The sequence below is a fragment of the Inquilinus sp. 2KB_23 genome (assembly GCF_052115705.1).
Classification (GTDB): Bacteria; Pseudomonadota; Alphaproteobacteria; order DSM-16000; family Inquilinaceae; genus Inquilinus; species Inquilinus ginsengisoli_A.
On the sequence record NZ_JBFRHF010000023.1, the window covers coordinates 1 to 20,749 of the forward strand.

Genomic DNA, 20,749 nt, shown 5'->3' on the forward strand with positions numbered 1-20,749 from the left:
CGCCGATGCCGCCGCCGCCGAGGCGCTGCTGCCGGCGCTGGCGCCCGGCCAGGCGCTGGTGACCAGGGCCGGCGGCCGCTGGCGCTGGGACGGGCTGGTGGCCCGGCCGGGCGCCCCCTCCCCCGCCGCGGCGCGGCTGCAGCAGCGCAACCGGCTGGAACAGCTGGAGGCGCAGCTCGAGACCGCCGCGGATGCCGCCGGCTCGGCGCGCCGGGCGATGGATACGGCCCGCCAGGCGGCGCAGACCGCCCAGGACACCGACCGCGCCGCCCGGCGCAGCCAGCAGGAGGCGGTGGCCGCCATCGGCCGGGCGCGCGAGGCGCAGAGCAAGGCGGCCCAGGCCGAGGCGGCGCGGCGCAGCCGGCTGGCGGCGCTGACGGCCCAGGCCGAGCGGCTGTCGACCGACCGCGACGAGGCCGGCCGCGAGCGCGAGGACATCGCCGGCGAGATCGAGGCCCTGCCGGATGGCGAGGCCCAGCGCCGGGCGGTGAGCGAGATCCGCTCGTCACTGGCCGAGGCCCGCTCGGCGCTGGGCGCCCGGCAGTCGGGGCTGGAGCGGCTGCAGCGCGAGGCCGGCGGCCGGCGCAACCGGCTGCGCACCATCGAGAGCGAGGTCCAGGGCTGGGACAGCCGGGCCCGCGGCAGCGCCGACCGGCTGGCCGAGCTGGAGGCGCGGCTGGAGGAGGCGCACGCGACGCTGATCGAGCTGGACGCCAAACCGGCCGAGATCGCGGCGCGGCGCGAGACCCTGATCGGCCAGATCGACACGGCGGAGCGGGCGCGCCGGCTAGCGGCCGATGCCCTGGCGGTGGGCGAGCAGCGCCAGGACGCCGCCGACCGCGCCCTGCGCGCCGCCGAATCGGCCCTGGCCGAGGCGCGCGAGGGCCGGGTGCGCGGCGAGGCCGCGGTGGTCGCCRGCCAGACCGCGGTGGACGGGCTGAAGATCCGCATTGCCGAGCGGCTGGACTGCGAGCCCGAGGCCGTCGCCGCGCTGGCGGGTCTGGACCCTGACGCCCCACGGCCGGATGCCGAGGAGATCGCCCGCAAGCTGGACCGGCTGAGCCGCGAGCGCGAGACCATCGGCCCGGTCAACCTGCGGGCCGAGGTCGAGATCGTCGAGATCGAATCCCAGCACACCCGGCTGGCGGCGGAGAAGGAGGACCTGACCGCCGCCATCGCCAAGCTGCGCCAGGGCATCGCTTCGCTGAACCGCGAGGCGCGGGAACGGCTGGTGGCCAGCTTCGACGTGGTCGACGGCCATTTCCGGGCACTGTTCACCCGGCTGTTCGGCGGCGGCAAGGCCCATCTGGCCCTGACCGACACCGAGGACCCGCTGGAGGCCGGGCTGGAGATCTACGCCAGCCCGCCGGGCAAGAAGCTGCAGCACCTGTCGCTGCTGTCGGGCGGCGAGCAGGCGCTGACCGCCGCAGCGCTGATCTTCGCGGTGTTCCTGACCAACCCGGCGCCGATCTGCGTGCTGGACGAGGTCGACGCGCCGCTGGACGACGCCAATGTCGACCGGCTGTGCACGCTGCTGTCCGAGATGGCCGAAAGCGGCCGCACCCGCTTCCTGATCATCACCCATCACCGCATGACCATGGCGCGGGTGAACCGGCTGTACGGCGTGACCATGATGGAGCGCGGCGTCAGCCAGCTGGTCTCGGTCGACCTCGAACAGGCCATCCGCCACGCCCAGCCGCACCAGCGGGAACTGGCGGTGTAGGATCGGGCATCGGTCGGCGCAACGGCCTGGCAATCGAAGGTGAGGGGGGGCTTCGCATCATGATGGGAATGAAGGCCCGGGCCGGTCTGATCGCCGCGCTGATTCTGACCGGCGCGCCCGCAAAGGCCGATATCGATGCCTTGGCCGGTGCCCTGGCCGCGAGCCAAGCCGCCTTCGACGCGTTCAGAAAGATGGCTCCCACAGGCACCGATGGAAGCGGCATTCCGGGCATGGCCGATCCAGCCGCAGCCGCAATATTGGATGCTGCATGGAATTTGGACGTCCTGCAGATCGCGAATCCAGTCGAAGCAAGGGATCTTCAAGCTCTAGATAAAATTTGCCTAACCGGAATGATCATATGGAAGTCTTATGTTTTTGAGCGTCTTGATGGACTAGAGATTCTAGATACGAAGATATTAAAAAGAATAGTACAGCATCAGACTGAGATTGGGCCGGGGATGGCTTTTTCAATTCGTTGCGCTGCTGCATTCATTGACGCCTACGAGACCGCCGCTCCCGAGGCCGCGGTCGACCAGAAGAGCACCTATCAATTCTGGATCGAAAAGGAGGAGGGATGGATCGTCTCGTCCTTTGGTGTCGTGTGCGCGGGGATCTTCGCTGCCGACAATTCCCACCCCCTCAACGACGCCTTGCACGCTGTGCTTCCAGGACTGCTCGCCCCGGGTCGCCAGACCCTGGACCGCGACGCCCTCTTGAGGTCGACGCACGACGCCATGACGGAGACTCCGGTCATGCCCGGAGCCAGAGACCTGAAAGGCTGCAGTGACCTGGAAGCACTGCTGGCACCCAGGCCTGGAGGCGAAGCCCGCTGACGGCCCGACGGATGCGGCGGGCCGCCCCTGCCCCTCAGATCGCCAGATGCAGTGCCATGGCCGGGTCGCTGACGCCGGGCCGGCCGGTTTCGAGGCGGCCGGCGAAGCGGCGTTCGAAGCCGTCGGCGGCGATGGTGAAATCGTACCAGCCGGCGCTGTCCGCCCGGCTCCAGCGCCGGCTCGCGGTCGCGCCCGGCGCCACCGTCAGCGTGCCCTGGTCCCCCGCTGGCATCGGCATCCCAGCCATCCTCGAGCCGCTTGCCGGCCTCGACCGTGTAGCGGCGCGGGATGCGGTCGAGATGCAGATTGTCGTAGACGCGAAACACCGCCCCTTGGGCGCCGGTGTTGGCGAAGTCCAGCGTCACCCGGCCGCCGGCCGCGACGCGGGCATTCACATGCAGCTCGCAGGGCAGCGCCCGCGACGGCCGCGTCCCAGCCTCCTGATAGAGCGGCTGCGGCGTATCGGGCGTGGTTCTGGCTCGGCCTCGCATCCGGCTGGAACGGCGGGCCGGCATCCTAGGCGATCAAGATGACAGACAGACGTCGCGGAGACGAAGAGCCGATGCGGCCCGACCCCTTTGATCATATGATTCGTTCAACGACATCGTGAGGGACGGCCGAGTGAAGATCACCGCGATCGAGACGCATGTCGTCAATGCCGGGCTGCGCAACTGGGTGTTCGTCCGGGTCCTGACCGACCAGCCCGGCCTCTACGGCTGGGGCGAGGCGACGCTGGAATGGAAGACCCGCGCCGTCACCGGCGCGGTCGAGGACATCGCGCCGCTGCTGATCGGCCGCGACCCGCGCGACATCGAGGCCGCGGTGCGGGCGGTGAAGAAGCAGGGCTTCTGGATGCTGGGCGTGATCGGCATGACCGCGCTATCGGGCGTCGAGATCGCGCTGTGGGACATCCTGGGCAAGGCGCTGGGCGTGCCGGTGTGGCGCCTGCTGGGCGGCAAGCTGCGCGACCGGGTGCCGGTCTACACCCATCTCGGCATGGGCGAGATGAACGCGGTCTACGGCACCATGGAGGCGGGCCCGCTGGTCGAGCGCGGCCTGGCCGTGGTCGAGGCCGGCTACGACGCCTTCAAGATCGTCAACGTGCCCTACACCCACTACACCGCCGGCGTCGCCCAGATCGACAGCCTGGGCCGGGCCATGGCCGACCTGCGCGCCGCGGTCGGGCCGGGCATCGAGATCATGGTCGACTTCCACGGCCGCCCCGCCTCGCCCACCGCCGCCCTGGCCTATATCGAGGCGCTGGCCCCGGCCCGGCCGCTGTTCGTGGAGGAGCCGATCCCGCCCGGCGACGTGGCGTCGATGAAGCAGATCGCGGCGCGATCACCGGTGCCGGTCGCGGCCGGTGAGAGGCTGACCAGCGCCCTGGAATTCGCGCCGCTGCTGGAGGCCCGCGCCATCGCCATCGCCCAGCCCGACCTGTGCCATTGCGGCGGGCTGACCGAGGCGCGGCGGATCGCGGCGCTGGCCGAGGTCGCCGGCTGCGGCATCGCCCCGCACAACCCGCTGGGGCCGATCGCCGGGGTGGCGGCGCTGCATTACGACGTGGCGACGCCGAACTTCGTGATCCAGGAGGAGATGACCGGCGCCGTGCCCTGGTATTTCGAGGTGGTCCAGGGCCCGATCCGGCGCGAGGGCAGCGCCTGGGCGGTGCCCGAGGCGCCGGGGCTGGGCGTCGAGGTCGACCTCAAGGTCGCCGCGAAGCATCCCTTCGAACAGGAACCCTTCCCGACCCGCGACGCCGTCATGCCCGACGGCACCGTGGTGGACTGGTGACGCGAGGAGGGCGCCTGGCACTGCACCCGCGCGGTGCTGCCGTCGATGCTGGAGCGCAGCGGACGTTCGGTCCGTGAGCACCGGAAGCGCAGGAACCGCCATCAGGCGGCCGCGCCGGCGCGTTTCCAAACGGTCTCTAAGGCTCGGTCATCTCGACCCGCACCAGCACCTTGTCGATGCGGTTGCCGTCCATGTCCATGACCTCGTAGCGCATCCCGTTCTCGACGAAGCTCTCCGCCACCTTCGGCATGCGGCCGAGGTGCCAGAGCACGAAGCCGGCCAGGGTGTGGTAGTCGTCCTCCGGCGAACGCAGGCCGCGCAGGCGCAGCAGCCGCTCGACCTCGTCGATCGGGGTCATGGCGTCGACCAGCCAGCTGCCGTCTTCGCGCCGCACGATCGAATAGCCGTCGGCGTCGATGCTGAGGTCGCCGACCTCGCCCGCGATCGCCGACAGGATATCGCTGGGCGTCACCAACCCCTCGACGCTGCCGTATTCGTCCACCACCACCGCGAGGTGGATGGCGGAGCTGCGGAAGGTCTGCAGCAGCTTCAGCGCCGGCGTGCCGTCCGGCACCACCAGCGGCGGGCGCATGGTCTCGGCGATGTCGAACGGCCCGCCCTGCAGCATGCGGTCGAGCATGTCCTTGGTCTGGACCATGCCTTCGAGCTCGTCCAGCGAGCCGCGCGCCACCGGGAACCGGCTGCACCCGCTCGACGAGATGGTCTTGCGGATCTCGTCCGGGCTGTCGTCGAGGTCGATCCACACCATCTCGTGCCGCGGCGTCATGATCGAACGCACCGACCGGTCGGCCAGGCGCAGCACGCCCTCGATCATCTCGCGCTCGGCCTCGACGAAGACGCCGGCCTCGGTGCCCTCGGCGATCAGCGACTTGACCTCTTCCTCGGTCACCGTCTGGCCCTGGACCGAGGAGATGCCAAGCAGGCGCAGCACCAGCTCGGTCGACCGCTGCAGCAGCCACACCACCGGTGCGCCGACCGAGGCGATCCGCTGCATCGGCCGGGCGACCCGGGCGGCGATGGTCTCGGCGTGGTTCAGGGCGATGCGCTTCGGCACCAGCTCGCCGACGATCAGCGAGAAATAGGTGATGGCGAACACCACCAGGGCGAAGGACAGCCCGTCGGCCCAGGGCCCGACCACCGGCTGGGTCGCCAGCCAGTCGCGCAGCGGCACCGACAGGGTGGCGCCGCCGAAGGCGCCGGCGAAGATGCCGACCAGGGTGATGCCGACCTGCACGGTGGACAGCAGGCGGCTGGGATCTTCGGCCAGGGTGAGGGCGGCGCGGGCGCCGCGATGGCCCGCCTCGGCCATGCCTTGCAGGCGGGCCCGGCGGGCGTTGACCAGCGCCATCTCCGACATCGCGAAGAAGGCGTTGACCAGGATCAGCAGCACGACGATGACGATTTCGACGATCATCGGCGGATGCTAGACGGAGGTTCGTCCGTCTCTTCGGTTTCGGCAGGCATGATGCCGATGAGATAGCCGGTCAGGCGCCCCCGCGTCCACCGTCACGGCCGTCATCATCCGACAGGCCGGCGATCAGCGCTGCCACGAAGGGCGCGGCGATGGCATCCCCAGGGTCGACGGCGCCTCGATGATGGCGAATCCGGTCATCCTGTCCTTCAGAACGGGATCATGGGCCGAATCGATCCCGGGATCCCGGCCTGCGCGGCACCGCGCGGGCTTCCGGTCCGGCCCCCGCTCCTGTATGAGGCCGGGATCCCCATGAGAGCCGAGAGGCCATGTCGCGCCAGCCGATCTTCAACGTCCCGCCGATCACGATGTGGCTCAGCGTCGTCCTGGTCGCCGTCTTCGCCGCGATCCACCTGCTGCCGGAGACGCTGTGGGGACCGATCATCAACCGCATGGTCGTGGTCCCGGTTTACTTTGAGGAACTCGACCGGTGGACGGCGCTGGATGCGCTGACGGTCATCTCCTCGCTGGTGTTCTACGCCTTCATCCATGTCGAGCCGATCCACCTGGTCGCCAATCTCGGCTTCTTCCTGGCCTTCGGCAGCGTCTGCGAACGCCAGTTCGGCAAGCGCCGCTACATCGTGCTGCTGCTGGCCACCACGGTGGCGGCGGCGCTGGTCCAGGTCGCCGCCAGCTGGGGGCAGGAGATCCAGCTGTACGGTGCCTCGGGCGCGGTGTCCGGCTGCATCGGCGCGTTCTGCCGGCTGATGCTGGCGACCCACGACCCGGCCCGGCGGCGGCTGGCGATGAACCTGATCGGCTTCACCGTCATCGCCAACGTCCTGTTCGCCCTGCTGGGGGGCGGGCTGATGGGGCTGGACGCCCAGATCGCCTGGCAGGCCCATATCGGCGGCTTCCTGGCCGGCATCCTCCTCGGCACGCCGAAGCGCGCATAGGCCCGGCGTCACAATCCTGAAGACTCGACGTTGCAGCCCGTGGACGCCCCGCCTATATGACCGTGGGAGCGACGCTGCCCGCGGGCGGCATATCATTGATTGGGGGTCCCGGCGGTGCCTCACCGAGGGCCAGACGCGACCTGCTGAAGGAATGAGGAAGAGATGAGCAAAGTCATCGGTATCGACCTCGGCACCACGAATTCCTGCGTTGCCATCATGGACGGGGCGCAGGGCCGTGTGATCGAGAACGCGGAAGGCGCGCGCACCACGCCGTCGATCGTCGCCTTCACCGAATCGGGTGAGCGGCTGGTCGGTCAGGCGGCCAAGCGCCAGGCCGTGACCAACCCCGAGAACACCATCTTCGCGGTCAAGCGCCTGATCGGTCGCCGCTACGACGACCCGATGACCCAGAAGGACAAGGACCTGGTGCCGTACCAGATCGTGTCCGGCGACAATGGCGACGCCTGGGTCCAGTCGCGCGGCGAGAAGTTCGCCCCCAGCCAGATCAGCGCCTTCATCCTGCAGAAGATGAAGGAGACGGCCGAGAACTTCCTGGGCGAGAAGGTCACCCAGGCGGTCATCACCGTCCCGGCCTACTTCAACGACAGCCAGCGCCAGGCCACCAAGGATGCCGGCCGGATCGCCGGGCTGGAAGTGCTGCGCATCATCAACGAGCCGACGGCGGCCGCCCTGGCCTACGGCCTGGACAAGAAGGCCAGCGGCACGATCGCGGTCTACGACCTCGGCGGCGGCACCTTCGACGTCTCGGTGCTCGAGATCGGCGACGGCGTGTTCGAGGTGAAGTCGACCAATGGCGACACCTTCCTCGGCGGCGAGGATTTCGACGCCAAGATCATCGACTATCTGGCCGACGAGTTCAAAAAGGAGCAGGGCATCGACCTGCGTAAGGATCGCCTTGCGCTGCAGCGCCTGAAGGAAGCGGCCGAGAAGGCCAAGATCGAGCTGTCCTCTTCGGTGCAGACCGAGGTCAACCTGCCCTTCATCACCGCCGACGCCACCGGGCCGAAGCACCTGAACATCAAGCTGACCCGGGCGAAGCTCGAGGCGCTGGTCGACGACCTGATCCAGCGCACGGTCGAGCCGTGCCGCGCCGCGCTGCGCGACGCCGGGCTGAAGGCCAGCGAGATCGACGAGGTGATCCTGGTCGGCGGCATGACCCGCATGCCCAAGGTCATCGAGACGGTGAAGCAGATCTTCGGCAAGGAGCCGAACCGCGGTGTCAACCCGGATGAGGTCGTGGCCATCGGCGCGGCGATCCAGGGCGGCGTGCTGAAGGGCGAGGTCAAGGATGTCCTGCTGCTCGACGTCACCCCGCTGTCCCTCGGCATCGAGACGCTGGGCGGCGTGTTCACCCGGCTGATCGAGCGCAACACCACGATCCCGACCAAGAAGAGCCAGACCTTCTCGACCGCCGAGGACAACCAGACCGCGGTGACAATCCGCGTGTTCCAGGGCGAGCGCGAGATGGCGGCCGACAACAAGCTGCTGGGCCAGTTCGACCTGGTCGGGCTGCCGCCGGCCCCGCGCGGCATGCCGCAGGTCGAGGTCACCTTCGACATCGACGCCAACGGCCTGGTCAATGTCAGCGCCAAGGACAAGGCGACCGGCAAGGAGCAGGCGATCCGCATCCAGGCCTCGGGCGGCCTGTCGGACGGCGACATCGACAAGATGGTGCGCGACGCCGAGGCCAATGCCGTGGCCGACAAGGCGCGGCGCGAAGTGGTCGAGGCCAGGAACCACGCCGACGCGCTGGTCCACACCACCGAGAAGCAGCTGGTCGAGCATGGCGACAAGATCGATGCGGCCGAGAAGGCCGCGGTCGAGAGCGCGATCGCCGAGCTGAAGACGGCGCTGACCGGCGAGGACGCGGCCCAGATCAAGGCCAAGACCGACGCGCTGGCCCAGGCCGCGATGAAGATCGGCGAGGCCATGTACAAGGCCAGCCAGGAGACCGGCGCCGCCCCCGAGGGCGAGCAGGCTTCGGCGAAGCCGGAAGAGGGCGTGGTCGACGCCGATTTCGAGGAAGTCGACGACGACAAGAAGAAGAAGTCGGCGTGACCGCGACTCGGTGATCGCGACACACGATTGAGGGCAGACACCGCCCCCGCGAGGTCCCCGACGGGGCCGCGCGGGGGCGGTTTTCATCCGGGCCGGGGCCGTGCGGCTCTCCCGGTGCGGCACGAGGATGCGGATGGCGAAGCAGGACTTTTACGAGCTCTTGGGGGTTGCGCGCGGCGCCGGCGCGGACGAGATCAAGAAGGCCTACCGCAAGCTGGCGATGCAGTTCCACCCGGACCGCAACCCCGGGAACAAGGACGCCGAGCACAAGTTCAAGGAAATCAGCGAGGCCTATGACGTCCTGAAGGACGATCAGAAGCGTGCCGCCTATGACCGCTTCGGCCACGCCGCCTTCGAGGGCGGCGGCGGTCCGCGCGGCGGCGGCGGGCCCGATTTCGGATCCGGCGGCTTCGCCGACATCTTCGAGGAGATGTTCGGCGACTTCATGGGCGGGCGGCGCGGCGGCGGTGGCCAGCGCGCCCAGGCCGGCCGCGGCGCCGATGTCCGCTTCAACCTCGAGATCTCGCTGGAAGACGCGTTCCAGGGCAAGCAGGCCACGGTCAAGGTGCCGTCCTCGATCGCCTGCGAGGTCTGCGACGGGTCGGGCGCCGAACCCGGCAGCCAGCCGGTGACCTGCCCGACCTGCGGCGGCGCCGGCCGGGTCCGCGCCTCCCAGGGCTTCTTCACGGTCGAACGCACCTGCCCCGGCTGCGGCGGCCAGGGCCGGGTGATCAAGAATCCGTGCCGCGCCTGCAGCGGCTCTGGTCGCACCCGCAAGGACAAGACGCTGAAGGTCGACATCCCGCCGGGCGTCGACGACGGCACCCGGATCCGGCTGTCGAACGAGGGCGAGAGCGGCGCGCGCGGCGCCCCGCCCGGCGACCTCTACATCTTCCTGTCGATCCGGCCGCACGCTCTGTTCCAGCGCGACGGCGCCGACCTGTTCTGCAAGGCGCCGATCCCGATGGCGACGGCGGCGCTGGGCGGGCCGATCGAGATCCCGGCGATCGACGGCGGCCGCGCCAAGATCACGGTGCCGGCCGGCACCCAGTCCGGCGCCCGCTTCCGGCTGCGCGGCAAGGGCATGTCGGTGCTGCGCTCGCCCGGCCGCGGCGACATGTATGTCGAGCTGCAGGTCGAGACCCCGGTCAACATCAGCAAGCGCCAGCGCGAACTGCTCGAGGAGTTCGAGCGCGAGGGCGGCGGCGGCAGCAGCCCGGAAAGCCAGGGCTTCTTCGCCAAGGTGAAGGAATTCTTCAAGGAATGAGGATCGCGACCCGATGACCGCCGGCGACACCCCGCGCCCGATCGAGGGCGCCCTGAAGCTCGGCATCACCGGGGCGGCCGGCCGCATGGGCCGGATGCTGATCCAGACCGTGCTGGACATCCAGGACGGCTCGGTCGTGCTGCACGGCGCCATCGCCAACGAGGGCAGCCCCGCGGTCGGCCAGGACGCCGGCCTGCTGGCCGGGCGGGCGGCCTGCGGTGTCGTGGTCGGCGACGACCCGGTGCAGCTGTTCGCCACCGCCGACGCGGTGGTCGACTTCACTCGGCCCGAGGCCTCGGTGCGCTTCTCCGCGCTGGCGGCGCAAGGCAAGGCGGTGCATGTGGTCGGCACCACCGGCTTCTCGGCCGAGGATCTGGCGGCGCTGGGCCGTGCCGCGCGGCACACGCCGGTGGTGCAGTCCTACAATATGGGCCTGGGCATCAACGTGCTGGCCGCGCTGGTGCGCCAGGCGGCACGGGCGCTGGATGCCGGCTGGGACATCGAGGTGGTGGAGATGCACCACCGCCACAAGATCGACGCCCCCTCCGGCACCGCGATCCTGCTGGGCCGCGCCGCCGCCGAAGGCCGCGGCGTCGACTTCGATGCCGCGCGCGCCGTCGACCGCGACGGCAGGCGCCCCGACGGCGCCATCGGCTTCGCCACGCTGCGCGGCGGCGACGTGGTCGGCGAGCACACGGTGATCCTGGCCGGCGCCGGCGAGCGCATCGAGCTGGCGCACCGGGCGACCGACCGCGGCATCTTCGCCCGCGGCGCGCTCAAGGCCGCGCTGTGGGGCCGCGGCCGCGCCCCCGGCCTCTATTCCATGACCGACGTGCTGGGCCTGGGCTGACGCCCGGATTTCGCGGCCTGCGGCCGACCCGAATCCCTAAGCCGCGGCGCTGGTCCGCGCCGCTTCCCAGGCCAGCAGCGCCTGTTTCTTGTCGGCGCCCCAGCGGTAGTTGTGGATGACGCCGCTGGAGCGGATGACGCGGTGGCAGGGGATCAGCACCGAGACCGGGTTGGACCCGACCGCGCCGCCGACGGCCCGGCTGGCGGACGGGCGGCCGATCGCGGCGGCGACGTCGCCATAGCTTGCGACCCGGCCGGAGGGGATCGACAGCAGCGCCTCCCACACCTTGACCTGGAAGTTGGTGCCGCGCAGCAGCACCGGCAGCGGCAGGGTGCCTGTCGCCGGGCCGGCGACCGGCGCGAACATCCGCGCCGCGACCTCCGCCGTCGCCGCCTGGTCGCGCACCAACTCGGCCCCCGGCCATTCCCCGGCGAATTCGGCGATCGCCGCGGCCTCGCCGCCGACCACGAAGCTGAACCAGCACACGCCGCGGTCGGTGGTGCCGATCAGGCAGGGGCCGAAGGGACTGGCATGGAGGCCCCAGCGGATGGTCAGCCCGGCGCCGCGCCCCTTCCAGTCGCCCGGGGTCATCGCCTCGCAGGTGACGAACAGGTCGTGCAGCCGCGACGGGCCGGACAGGCCGGTGTCGAGCGCGGCGTCGAGCAGGCTGGTCGGCGCGCTGAGCAGCCGTTTGGCGTGGTCGAGCCGCAGATACTGGACGAAGCGCTTCGGGCTGATGCCGACCCAGCGCGAGAACACCCGCTGGAAGTGGTGCGGGTGCAGCCCGACCTCGGCGGCCAGCGCGGTCAGGTCCGGCGGATCCTCGCGCCGCTCCACCAGGATGGCGATGGCCCGGGAGATCGCCTCATGGAAGGGCTCGTCCCCGTCGGCCGGGCTGGATGCGGGATGCGTGCTCATGGCTGTCAATGTCGTGCCGGCGGCCGCTGCCAACAACCCGGTTCTTGCGATGGCGGCGGGAGGCTCAGCCCTCCTCCGCCGCCAGCCAGTTGAGGTGCCAGCGGCTGTCCGGCGGCACCGTCCGGTCCAGGCCGTAGCCGTCGCGCTGCATGGTCAGGAAGCCCGGCAGGGCCGGCGCCACCACAGTGTCCCACAGCCGCTCGACATCGCGGAACCCGAGCAAGCGGGCCGTGGGCCGGGCCGCGTCATGCGCCGCCAGCAGCTCGCGCGCCTTCGCCGCCAGCCATTCGGCCTGGCGCGCCACCATCGCCTCGCCGTCGCGGCGCCGGGCCCGGGCCGCATCCGGCCCCATGGCGAAATGCGGCCCCGGCGCATCCGCCGGCGGCAGGCGCGAGCTGTCGACGCAATCCGGCTCGATCGCCCAGAGCTGCGAGGTCTCGATCCGCCCGGCATGGTCGCCGCCGGCGCGGCCGTCGCCGTCGAACCCTGCCGGGTCGGCCTCGAAATCCGGCAGGGAATGCAGCCGGGCGCCGATGAAGGGCTGCACCAGTTCGACCATGGTGGCGAGATCGCGGTAGTTCTGGCCGTAATGCCCGGTCAGCAGGATCACCGCCTTGAAGCCGATGCGGTCGGCGGCGCGCAGCTGGTAGCAGATCGATTTGAAATGGTGCCAGGGCGGCACCGCCGTCATCCAGTCGCGCGCCACCTCGCCCACCGTATCGCGGGCCCAGATCGCGTAGTCGCCGACCTCATGGATGTGCCAATGGTCCGGCGGGGCGACGATGCCGCCGCCGAGTCGCGCCGCGGCACAGGCGATGCCGTGCGCCTTCAGGGTGTCGAGCCCGACCGCGTTGTGCGGGCCGTGCGGTTCGCACAGCCCGTAGGTCAGGTACAGCACCGGCGATTCGGCGAAGCGGCGTTCCAGCTGATCCGGAAACATCCGCTCCCAGCGCACCTCGTCCATCAACCTCTCCTTCGGCGTCAGTCTTCGTCCGGCCCGGCCCCGCCGCGCAGCCGGTCCAGCGCCGCCGACAGGTCGCGCGCCAGCCCGGCGCGGTCGGCCGGCGCCAGGAAGCCGCCGATGCCGATGCGCTGGCCGTGGCTGGCCAGGGTGATGCGGTTCTGCCCGACCTCGCTGCGGTCGACCGCGACGCGCAGCCAATAGGGCTGCAGCTCGATCCGGTGCGACACGCCGCGATGGTCGCCATGCTCGATCACCAGCCGCTCCGCGGTCAGGCGGATGGTCTCCCAGCTGCGCTCGGCCCGGCGCAGGTTCAGCCGCATCAGGAAATACAGCAGCAGCGCGTCGAGGCCGTAGAAGCCGAACACCGGCCAGGCGCCGAGCGCCAGGAACAGCAGGCCGTTGAACAGGCTGGTGGCGCCGACCACGCCGATGACGATCCAAAACCCGACCCGGCCGAGGCTGCGCTTGGGACGCAGCAGGCGTTCGAACAGGATCGGACCGGGATCCGCGACGGCGCCGGTGGCGCCGATCCGGGTGAGGCTGCTGCTGCGCATGCCGAAAGCATAGTGCTGGCCCGCCGCATGGCAATGGTCGAAGCGCCCTCGCATCGCTAGGCTGCGCCGCATGAAGCCCGCCGCCATCGACGATTTCTACGCCCGCCTCGCCGCCCGCACGCCGGAGCCGGAGACCGAGCTGATCTATCACAGCCCCTTCACCCTGCTGGTCGCGGTGGTGCTGTCCGCCCAGGCGACCGATGTCGGGGTGAACAAGGCCACCGGCCCGCTCTACGCCGTCGCCGACACGCCGGAAAAGATCGCGGCGCTGGGGGTCGAGGGGCTGTCGCGCTACATCCGCACCATCGGCCTTTACAACACGAAGGCCAAGAACGTCATCGCGCTGTCGCAGATCCTGCTGCGGCAGCATGGCGGCGAGGTGCCGCGCGACCGCGCCGCGCTGGAGGCGCTGCCGGGCGTCGGCCGCAAGACCGCCAATGTGGTGCTCAACGTCGCCTTCGGCGAGCCGACCATCGCCGTCGACACCCATATCTTCCGGGTCTCGAACCGCACCGGCCTGGCCCCCGGCAAGACGCCGGACGCGGTCGAGAAGGTGCTGGAGCGGGTGACGCCGGACCGCTGGAAGCGGCACGCGCATCACTGGCTGATCCTGCACGGCCGCTACACCTGCAAGGCGCGCAAGCCGCTGTGCCCCGGCTGCGTGGTCACCGACCTGTGCGCCTGGCCGGACAAGACGGTCACGCTTCCCGCCTAGCCCGCATTTCTCACACTCCCTACACCCTGCGTCGTCTTGCGGTGAGTCGGATGCGGGGCGGGCCGCCGCAAGACGACCCTTCGGGCCGGTTGAAAATGCCGACAGGGTGCGTCGAACGGCTGGCCCGATGCCACCGCATCGCGCTGCGCCGCTCTCCTGCCCCGTCGGCATTTTGAACCGGCACAGGACGCAGGGAGTGTGAGAAATACGGGCTGGATCCCGAACGGAAGCTCCCCCCACCCGGGAAGGGATGGGGGAATCCCATTCCGGGGTGGGGGGAGCCATGCCGAGTCGCCGAACCTCAGGCCCATCGCGGTGGGGGGAGCACCGCGAGGGGCGTCAGACGAACACGAAGTCCGCGGCCGTGAGGTGGGCGGCCTCGACATGTTCCAGGGTGACGTGGTTGCCGCCGCCGAGATCCAGCACGGCGCCATCCGCGCTGTCGCTGAGATGCGCCAGCGGGTCGAAACCGTGACCGAAGCCGACCAGGCTGATCCGGTCCTGGTTCACGTTGAAGTCGGTGATGGTGTCGTTGCCGGCCTGAAGATTGTGGAAGGTGAAGGTGTCCGCGCCGCCATTGCCGGTGAGGATGTCGTTGCCGGCGCCGCCCTCGATGTGGTCGGCCCCGTCGCCGCCGATGACCCGGTCGTTGCCGGCGTCGCCGAACAGCTGGTCCCCGGCGGTGGCGTTCGCCGCGGTGGTGGTGAAGGCCTGGACCAGGTCGTCGCCGTCGCCGCCATGGCTGATGTCGGACGCGGTGTCGCTGCCGATAATCTGGTCGTTGCCGGCACCGCCGAAGACGGTGTCGCCGGTGGCGTCGTTCCACTGGATGACGTCGTCACCGCCGTCGCCGAACACGGTGTCGTGGCCGGCCATGCCGCCGATGTGGTCGGCACCGTCGCCGCCATGGACGATGTCGTCGCCCGCGCCGGTGTTGATGGTGTCGTCCCCGGCCCCGCCGTTCAGGTGGTCGGCACCGTCGCCGCCGCTGATATTGTCATTGCCGTTGCCGCCGTCGATCCGGTCCGCGCCGCTGCCGCCGATGATCGTGTCGTTGCCGTCGCCGCCATCGATCCGGTCGGCACCGGTGGCCGCCGCGGCGGTGGTGGTGAAGCCCTGGAGGACATCGTCGCCCGCGCCGCCGAAGATCACGTCGGCCGCGACGTCGCTGCCGGTGATGGTGTCGTTGCCGTCGCCGCCGAAGACGGTGTCCCCGGTCGGGTCGTTCCAGGCGATGACGTCGTCGCCGGCATCGCCGAAGACGGTGTCGTGGCCGGCCATGCCGCCGATGTGGTCGGCACCGCTGCCGCCATGGACGATGTCGTCGCCCGCGCCGGTGTTGATGGTGTCGTCGCCGGCCCCGCCGGAGAGGTGGTCGACACCGCCATTGCCGGTGATGGTGTCGTCGCCGTTGCCGCCCTGGATGACGTCGTTGCCGTCGCCACCGATCAGGGTGTCATTGCCGTTGCCGCCGAACAGGTGGTCGCCCGCGGTGGCGTTCGCGGCGGTGGTGGTGAAGGCCTGGATGACGTCGTCGCCATCGCCGCCATGGCTGATGTCGGCCGCGGTGTCGCTGCCGATGATGTGGTCGTTGCCGGCACCGCCGAAGACGGTGTCGCCGGTCGGATCGTTCCAGGCGATCACATCGTCGCCGGCGTCGCCGAAGACGATGTCGTGGCCAGCCATGCCACCAATGGTGTCGTTGCCGGTGCCGCCATGGACGATGTCGTCGCCGGCGCCGGTGTTGATATTGTCGTCGCCGGCCCCACCGAACAGGTGGTCATTGCCGGCATTGCCCGCGATGGTGTCGTTGCCGTCCTCCCCCAGCACCAGGTCTGCTGAATCGGAGCCCGTCAGAACATCGTCGCCGTTGGTTCCATGCAGAAGGCTCATCGCCTTGCTCCCGCAGATGTTGTTGAGGTTCTGAACCTCGGGGAGCCGGGTTACCCGATGATGTCACGCGAGATCTATCGGGTGACATATGAAATCTTTGGCAATTCAGAGATTGCCCAACAAATTCTTAAGGATCCCGATTTGGCATCTTATGCAGCAGACCGCATCACCTGTCCGCGATCGCTCAGCACCTCTCCTGCGGCGTCAGCGCAGCAGCGCCTCGGGCTCGATGGCGCCCAGGGCGGCGACGAAATCCGTCATGTCGGCCGTCAGCCGGGCGAGGCCCTTGGTCGGGGCCAGCGTCGCCTCTTCCATATACAGCGCCCGGTTCAGCTCGATCTGCAGCGCATGGACGCCCGCGCGCGGCCGGCCGTAATGCCGGGTGGTGAAACCGCCGGCATAGGGGGTGTTGCGGGTGACGGCGTAGCCGCAGCCGGTCAGCCACTGCTCGGCCGCCTCGGTCACCGCGGGGGCGCAGGCGCTGCCGTAGCAGTCTCCCAGCACGATGTCGACCGAGCGGCCGCCGGGCGTGCGCGAGGCGCCCTGCGACGGCATCGAATGCGCATCGAGCAGGATGGTGCGGCCGAATTCGGTCCGGGTCTCGTCGACCAGCCGGCGCAGCGCGGCGTGATAGGGGGTGTAGTAGCGCTCGACCCGCTCCACCGCCTCGGCGAAGCGCAGCTTGCCGCGGTAGATGTCCTTCCCCTGGGCGACGATGCGGGCGATGGTGCCGAGCCCGGCGACGACGCGCGGCGAGCGGGTGTTGACCCAGCCCGGCAGCGCATCGTCGAACATCTCGGGGTCGAGCTCGAAGGCCTCGCGGTTGACGTCGAGGAAGGCGCGCGGGAACAGCGCGCGCAGCAGCGGCACGCCACGCGCCGGCACCTCGCCGAAGATCTCGTCGACGAAGCCGTCCTCGGACCGGCGCAGCGTGTGCGGGTCGAGCCGCGCGGCGTCGAGGAACGCCCTCGGGTAGTCGCGGCCGCTGTGCGGCGAGGCGACGACGACGGGAAGGCGGGGGCCCGACGGCAGGGCGATCGCCACCGCGTCGGACGCCGGCGACTGCGAGGCGAGTTGACCATCCATGCCACCGTCATATCCCAGCGCCCGAGGGCTGTCGACGGTGCCAGTTGAGCTATATGGTTTGACGCTTGCACCCTCCAGGGGATGATGCTACATCGGCGCTCCCGCGGACGACCGGCTTCGGTCGTCCTTCCCGGTGCCGGGCGCGTAGCTCAGCGGGAGAGCACTACGTTGACATCGTAGGGGTCACAGGTTCAATCCCTGTCGCGCCCACCACCGGAACTCCAGGATTTCCAAAGTTTAGAGAGCCCTCCCCTCTGGGGGACCAGCTCCGATGCGCGGATGTTCCGCCGTCGTGCGCTCATCCTGACCCCTCGACCGCTCAGCTTCGGCATGCAGGTGGTACGGCGTCCGCCTGCCGCTATGATCCATGCGCCATCTGATCCTGCACCTCATGCGCCGATCCCTAGGCTGGGCTGAGCGGCGTGAACCGAACACCGAGGAAAGACCATGATCGAGGTCGTTCAGGCCTATGACCGCGTCCCCTTCGCCGAGGTGCCGTCGGACGACGCCGGCGCGCTGGAGGCCAAGCTGGCGGCCGCCCGCCGGGTGTTCCTGGACCGCGACGGATGGCTGCCGCCGCATCAACGCATCGCCATTCTGCGCCGCCTGGCGGAGCTGCTGGCCGGCAAGGTCGACCATTTCGCCCGGCTGATCGCGCGCGAGGGCGGCAAGCCGCTGACCGACGCCCTGGTCGAGGCACGCCGCGCGGTCGACGGCGTGCAGAACGCGGCGGACGAGCTGCGGAATTTCGCCGGCCGCGAGATCCCGATGGGCCTGACCCCGGCCAGCACCGGGCGCCTGGCCTTCACCATCAAGGAGCCGATCGGGGTCGTCGCCGCGATCTCCGCCTTCAACCACCCGCTGAACCTGATCGTGCACCAGGTGGTGCCGGCGATCGCGGTGGGTTGCCCGGTCATCATCAAGCCGGCCGCGACCACGCCGCTGAGCTGCCTGGAATTCGTGGCGCTGGTGCGCGAGGCGGGGCTGCCGGAGCCGTGGTGCCAGACCTTCCTGCCCGAAGGCAACGCGCTGGCGGAGGCGCTGGCGACCGATCCGCGCGTGGCATTCCTCAGCTTCATCGGCTCGGCGCGCGTCGGCTGGCACCTGCACAGCAAGCTGGCGCCGGGCACCCGCAGCGCGCTGGAACATGGCGGCGCCGCACCCGTCATCGTCGATCGCAGCGCGGATCTCGACCGGGCGATCCCGTCGCTGGTGAAGGGCGGCTACTACCATGCCGGCCAGGTCTGCGTATCGGTCCAGCGCATCTTCGTCCATGACGCCGTGAAGGCCGAGTTCGTGACCCGCTTCACCGCGGCGGTGCAGGCCCTGAAGGTCGGCGACCCGCTGCTGCCGGCGACCGAGGTCGGGCCGCTGATCCTGCCGCGCGAGGCGGACCGGGTGCTGTCGTGGATCGAGGAGGCGAAGGCCGGCGGCGCCCAGGTCCCCACCGGTGGCACGCGCCTGTCCGACACCACGCTTGCCCCCGCCGTGCTGGTCGACCCGCCGGCCGGCGCCAGGGTGTCGCGCGAGGAGGTGTTCGGCCCGGTGACCTGCGTCTACGGCTTCTCGGAGGTCGGGACGGCGATCCAGGCCGCCAACAGCCTGCCGGTGGCCTTCCAGTCGGCCGTCTTCACCCAGGATCTCGGCTTCGCGCTGCAGGTGGCGCCGCGGCTGGACGGTTCGGCGGTGATGATCAACGACCACACCGCCTTCCGCACCGACTGGATGCCCTTCGCCGGCCAGCGGCAATCCGGCGCCGGCATCGGCGGCATTCCCTGGACGATGCGCGAGATGACCCAGGAGAAGATGATCGTGTTCAAATCCTGAGGGGAATAGGCCCGGGCGCGGCGCCATGTCGCGCCGGGATTTCCACCCGGGATCTTAGCCTGAAGCCGATCCGCCGCACCGCCTTGACGGGAGAGATTGCCATGGCTTCCGACACGCCCCGCACCGGCTATGCCCTGCTGCGCGACCCCAGATCCAACAAGGGCAGCGCCTTCACCGAGGAAGAGCGCCGCCGGCACGGGCTGGAGGGGCTGCTGCCGCCGACGCCGAGTTCGCTGGAACACCAGGTCGCCCGCATCCACACCGAGCTGGCGAATCTCGACGTCGACCTGCAGAAGTACCTGCTGCTGTCCGACCTGCAGGCGCGGAACGAGACGCTGTTCTACGCGGTGCTGATGTCCGACCCGGCGACCTTCATGCCGCTGGTCTACACCCCGACGGTCGGCGAGGCCTGCCAGAAGTTCAACCACATCTTCCGGGCGGCGCGTGGCCTGTATCTGCCGATCACGGCCAAGGGCCGGCTGAAGGAGCTGATGGGCCACTGGCCGCAGCCGGATGTGCGCTTCATCGTCGTTACCGATGGCGAGCGGATCCTCGGCCTGGGCGATCTCGGCCTGGGTGGCATGGGCATCCCGATCGGCAAGCTGTCGCTCTACACCGCCTGCGCCGGGGTGCCGCCGGAGGTGTGCCTGCCGATCGTGCTCGACGTCGGCACCAACAACCAGGACCTGCTCGACGACCCGCTCTATCTCGGCCTGCGCGAGGAGCGGGTGCGCGGCGACGACTACCACGCCTTCATCGCCGAATTCGTCGAGGCGGTACAGCTTCTCTACCCGAAGTGCTGCATCCAGTGGGAGGACTTCGCCAACGTCAATGCGGTGCCGATCCTCGCGGCCTACCGCGACAAGGTCTGCACCTACAACGACGACATCCAGGGCACCGCGGCGGTGGCGCTGGCCGGCATCTACGCCAGCCTGCGCATCACCGGCGGCAAGCTGGCCGACCAGCGCTTCCTGTTCCTCGGCGGCGGGTCGGCCGCGACCGGCATCGCCGAGCTGCTGTCGCAGGCGATGGCGCTGGAAGGGCTTGATATCGCCGAGGCGCGCAAGCGCAACGCGCTGTTCGACATCAACGGCCTGATGGTGACGTCGCGCACCGACCTCGCGGAGTTCCAGCGGCCCTTCGCGCTCGACCGCGACCCGATCCATGATTTCACCGAGGCCGTGAAGGTGCTGAAGCCGAACGGCATCATCGGCGTCAGCACCGTGCCCAAGCTGTTCAACCAGCATGTGATCGAGGCGATGGCCGAGGTCAACGACCGGCCGATCATCTTCCCCTATTCCAACCCGACCTCGCGCTCCGAATGCACGGCGGAGGAGGCGTATCGCTGGTCGCAGGGCCGGGCGGTGTTCGCCAGCGGCAGCCCGTTCCCGCCGGTCGAGGTCGACGGCAAGCGCTTCGTCCCCGGCCAGGGCAACAATGTCTACATCTTCCCGGCGATGGGCATGGCGGTCTACGCCACCGAGGCGACGCGCGTCACCGAGGAGATGTTCATCGTCGCCGCCCGCGCGGTGGCCGAGCAGGTCGGCGAGGACAGCCTGGAGAAGGGGCTGATCTATCCGCCGCAGAGCCAGATCCTGGCCGCCTCGCTGCATGTCGCCACCAAGGTCGCGGAATACATCTACGACCATGGCCTCGCCCGCGTGGCGCGGCCGGACGACGTCAAGGCGCAGATCGAGGCCAAGGCCTACAAGCCCGTCTATCCCGGGTGACCTGGCGCACGAGGCCGCCACCGGCAACGGCTCCGATAGAGAGGGGCCGTCGTCGCTGGCGGAGCTTTGCCTGGTAAGGAGGCCCCAACGTCCCGGCACCAGGACAAGGGTGTCCGTGATGCAGGTTC

At 70.0% G+C, this 20,749-nt stretch carries 16 protein-coding genes, 1 tRNA gene and 2 pseudogenes; 11 read left to right on the top strand and 8 right to left on the bottom strand.

What is annotated here, in order from left to right; genetic code table 11:
- A pseudogene (locus tag AB4112_RS25570) lies at positions 1-1,723 on the top strand (chromosome partitioning protein ParA); the annotation flags it as partial.
- A gap of 59 nt (positions 1,724-1,782) precedes the next feature.
- The gene (locus AB4112_RS25575; protein WP_441723780.1) at positions 1,783-2,556 is read left to right on the top strand and encodes a hypothetical protein; all 774 of its coding nucleotides are present in this window, start codon (positions 1,783-1,785) and stop codon (positions 2,554-2,556) included.
- Between the two features lie 34 nt (positions 2,557-2,590).
- Here the strand turns inward: AB4112_RS25575 and AB4112_RS25580 are convergent, their stop codons facing one another.
- Positions 2,591-2,794, bottom strand: a complete 204-nt coding sequence (locus AB4112_RS25580; protein WP_309798453.1) for a phospholipase domain-containing protein — start codon at positions 2,792-2,794, stop codon at positions 2,591-2,593.
- 40 nt (positions 2,795-2,834) lie between these two features.
- Positions 2,835-3,071: pseudogene (locus AB4112_RS25585) on the bottom strand (phospholipase domain-containing protein); the annotation flags it as partial.
- A gap of 106 nt (positions 3,072-3,177) precedes the next feature.
- Here AB4112_RS25585 and AB4112_RS25590 point away from each other — a divergent pair.
- On the top strand, positions 3,178-4,350 hold the full coding sequence (locus AB4112_RS25590) for an enolase C-terminal domain-like protein (RefSeq protein WP_441723782.1): 1,173 nt from the start codon (positions 3,178-3,180) through the stop codon (positions 4,348-4,350).
- Positions 4,351-4,486: 136 nt separating this feature from the next.
- On the opposite strand, the gene AB4112_RS25595 is transcribed toward AB4112_RS25590, so the two are convergent.
- Complete coding sequence (locus AB4112_RS25595; protein WP_309798450.1) at positions 4,487-5,785, bottom strand: hemolysin family protein; 1,299 nt, start codon at positions 5,783-5,785, stop codon at positions 4,487-4,489.
- Between the two features lie 326 nt (positions 5,786-6,111).
- Between AB4112_RS25595 and AB4112_RS25600 the strand changes: the two genes are divergently transcribed.
- The 4 genes from AB4112_RS25600 (at position 6,112) to dapB (ending at position 10,934) form a co-directional block, all read left to right on the top strand.
- Positions 6,112-6,738 carry a rhomboid family intramembrane serine protease gene (locus AB4112_RS25600; protein WP_309798448.1) on the top strand — a complete coding sequence of 209 codons (627 nt, stop codon included), beginning with the start codon at positions 6,112-6,114 and terminating at the stop codon, positions 6,736-6,738.
- A gap of 162 nt (positions 6,739-6,900) precedes the next feature.
- Entirely contained in the window at positions 6,901-8,817 is a 1,917-nt protein-coding gene (gene dnaK, locus AB4112_RS25605) for a molecular chaperone DnaK (RefSeq protein ID WP_441723785.1), read from the top strand.
- A gap of 133 nt (positions 8,818-8,950) precedes the next feature.
- Positions 8,951-10,084 (top strand): molecular chaperone DnaJ, encoded by a 1,134-nt coding sequence (gene dnaJ, locus AB4112_RS25610; protein ID WP_309798444.1) that lies wholly within the window; start codon positions 8,951-8,953, stop codon positions 10,082-10,084.
- 52 nt (positions 10,085-10,136) lie between these two features.
- A complete protein-coding gene (gene dapB, locus AB4112_RS25615; protein ID WP_441723917.1) occupies positions 10,137-10,934 on the top strand; it encodes a 4-hydroxy-tetrahydrodipicolinate reductase in 798 nt (265 codons plus the stop codon).
- 36 nt (positions 10,935-10,970) lie between these two features.
- On the opposite strand, the gene AB4112_RS25620 is transcribed toward dapB, so the two are convergent.
- From AB4112_RS25620 to AB4112_RS25630, 3 genes are all read right to left on the bottom strand, one after another.
- The gene (locus AB4112_RS25620; RefSeq protein ID WP_441723787.1) at positions 10,971-11,852 is read right to left on the bottom strand and encodes a methylated-DNA--[protein]-cysteine S-methyltransferase; all 882 of its coding nucleotides are present in this window, start codon (positions 11,850-11,852) and stop codon (positions 10,971-10,973) included.
- 64 nt (positions 11,853-11,916) lie between these two features.
- Complete coding sequence (locus AB4112_RS25625; RefSeq protein ID WP_441723789.1) at positions 11,917-12,816, bottom strand: creatininase family protein; 900 nt, start codon at positions 12,814-12,816, stop codon at positions 11,917-11,919.
- Positions 12,817-12,833: 17 nt separating this feature from the next.
- Positions 12,834-13,424, bottom strand: coding sequence for a DUF2244 domain-containing protein (locus AB4112_RS25630; RefSeq protein WP_309798436.1), 591 nt, complete (start codon positions 13,422-13,424; stop codon positions 12,834-12,836).
- Positions 13,425-13,440: 16 nt separating this feature from the next.
- Between AB4112_RS25630 and nth the strand changes: the two genes are divergently transcribed.
- The gene (nth, locus tag AB4112_RS25635; RefSeq protein WP_309798434.1) at positions 13,441-14,085 is read left to right on the top strand and encodes an endonuclease III; all 645 of its coding nucleotides are present in this window, start codon (positions 13,441-13,443) and stop codon (positions 14,083-14,085) included.
- A gap of 339 nt (positions 14,086-14,424) precedes the next feature.
- On the opposite strand, the gene AB4112_RS25640 is transcribed toward nth, so the two are convergent.
- Both AB4112_RS25640 and AB4112_RS25645 read right to left on the bottom strand, forming a co-directional pair.
- Positions 14,425-15,978, bottom strand: a complete 1,554-nt coding sequence (locus AB4112_RS25640; RefSeq protein ID WP_441723792.1) for a calcium-binding protein — start codon at positions 15,976-15,978, stop codon at positions 14,425-14,427.
- 204 nt (positions 15,979-16,182) lie between these two features.
- The gene (locus AB4112_RS25645) at positions 16,183-17,064 is read right to left on the bottom strand and encodes an N-formylglutamate amidohydrolase (protein ID WP_309798430.1); all 882 of its coding nucleotides are present in this window, start codon (positions 17,062-17,064) and stop codon (positions 16,183-16,185) included.
- A gap of 138 nt (positions 17,065-17,202) precedes the next feature.
- Here AB4112_RS25645 and AB4112_RS25650 point away from each other — a divergent pair.
- The 3 genes from AB4112_RS25650 to AB4112_RS25660 all read left to right on the top strand — a co-directional run bounded on the left by AB4112_RS25650 (position 17,203) and on the right by AB4112_RS25660 (position 20,621).
- Positions 17,203-17,277: transfer RNA gene (locus AB4112_RS25650), tRNA-Val, on the top strand.
- Positions 17,278-17,511: 234 nt separating this feature from the next.
- Positions 17,512-18,891: an aldehyde dehydrogenase family protein gene (locus AB4112_RS25655; protein ID WP_441723794.1), complete on the top strand. Its 1,380-nt coding sequence runs from the start codon at positions 17,512-17,514 to the stop codon at positions 18,889-18,891.
- A gap of 101 nt (positions 18,892-18,992) precedes the next feature.
- Entirely contained in the window at positions 18,993-20,621 is a 1,629-nt protein-coding gene (locus tag AB4112_RS25660; RefSeq protein WP_441723796.1) for an NAD-dependent malic enzyme, read from the top strand.
- Positions 20,622-20,749 lie beyond the last annotated feature (128 nt).

Excerpts from the sequence above, each read along its gene's own strand:
- AB4112_RS25575 (WP_441723780.1), top strand. The coding sequence starts at position 1,783 with ATGATGGGAATGAAGGCCCGGGCCGGTCTGATCGCCGCGCTGATTCTG.
- AB4112_RS25580 (WP_309798453.1), bottom strand. The coding sequence starts at position 2,794 with ATGCCGATGCCAGCGGGGGACCAGGGCACGCTGACGGTGGCGCCGGGC.
- AB4112_RS25595 (WP_309798450.1), bottom strand. The coding sequence starts at position 5,785 with ATGATCGTCGAAATCGTCATCGTCGTGCTGCTGATCCTGGTCAACGCC.
- AB4112_RS25600 (WP_309798448.1), top strand. The coding sequence starts at position 6,112 with ATGTCGCGCCAGCCGATCTTCAACGTCCCGCCGATCACGATGTGGCTC.
- dnaK (WP_441723785.1), top strand. The coding sequence starts at position 6,901 with ATGAGCAAAGTCATCGGTATCGACCTCGGCACCACGAATTCCTGCGTT.
- dnaJ (WP_309798444.1), top strand. The coding sequence starts at position 8,951 with ATGGCGAAGCAGGACTTTTACGAGCTCTTGGGGGTTGCGCGCGGCGCC.
- AB4112_RS25620 (WP_441723787.1), bottom strand. The coding sequence starts at position 11,852 with ATGAGCACGCATCCCGCATCCAGCCCGGCCGACGGGGACGAGCCCTTC.
- AB4112_RS25625 (WP_441723789.1), bottom strand. The coding sequence starts at position 12,816 with ATGGACGAGGTGCGCTGGGAGCGGATGTTTCCGGATCAGCTGGAACGC.
- AB4112_RS25630 (WP_309798436.1), bottom strand. The coding sequence starts at position 13,424 with ATGCGAGGGCGCTTCGACCATTGCCATGCGGCGGGCCAGCACTATGCT.
- nth (WP_309798434.1), top strand. The coding sequence starts at position 13,441 with ATGAAGCCCGCCGCCATCGACGATTTCTACGCCCGCCTCGCCGCCCGC.
- AB4112_RS25640 (WP_441723792.1), bottom strand. The coding sequence starts at position 15,978 with ATGAGCCTTCTGCATGGAACCAACGGCGACGATGTTCTGACGGGCTCC.
- AB4112_RS25645 (WP_309798430.1), bottom strand. The coding sequence starts at position 17,064 with ATGGATGGTCAACTCGCCTCGCAGTCGCCGGCGTCCGACGCGGTGGCG.
- AB4112_RS25655 (WP_441723794.1), top strand. The coding sequence starts at position 17,512 with ATGATCGAGGTCGTTCAGGCCTATGACCGCGTCCCCTTCGCCGAGGTG.
- AB4112_RS25660 (WP_441723796.1), top strand. The coding sequence starts at position 18,993 with ATGGCTTCCGACACGCCCCGCACCGGCTATGCCCTGCTGCGCGACCCC.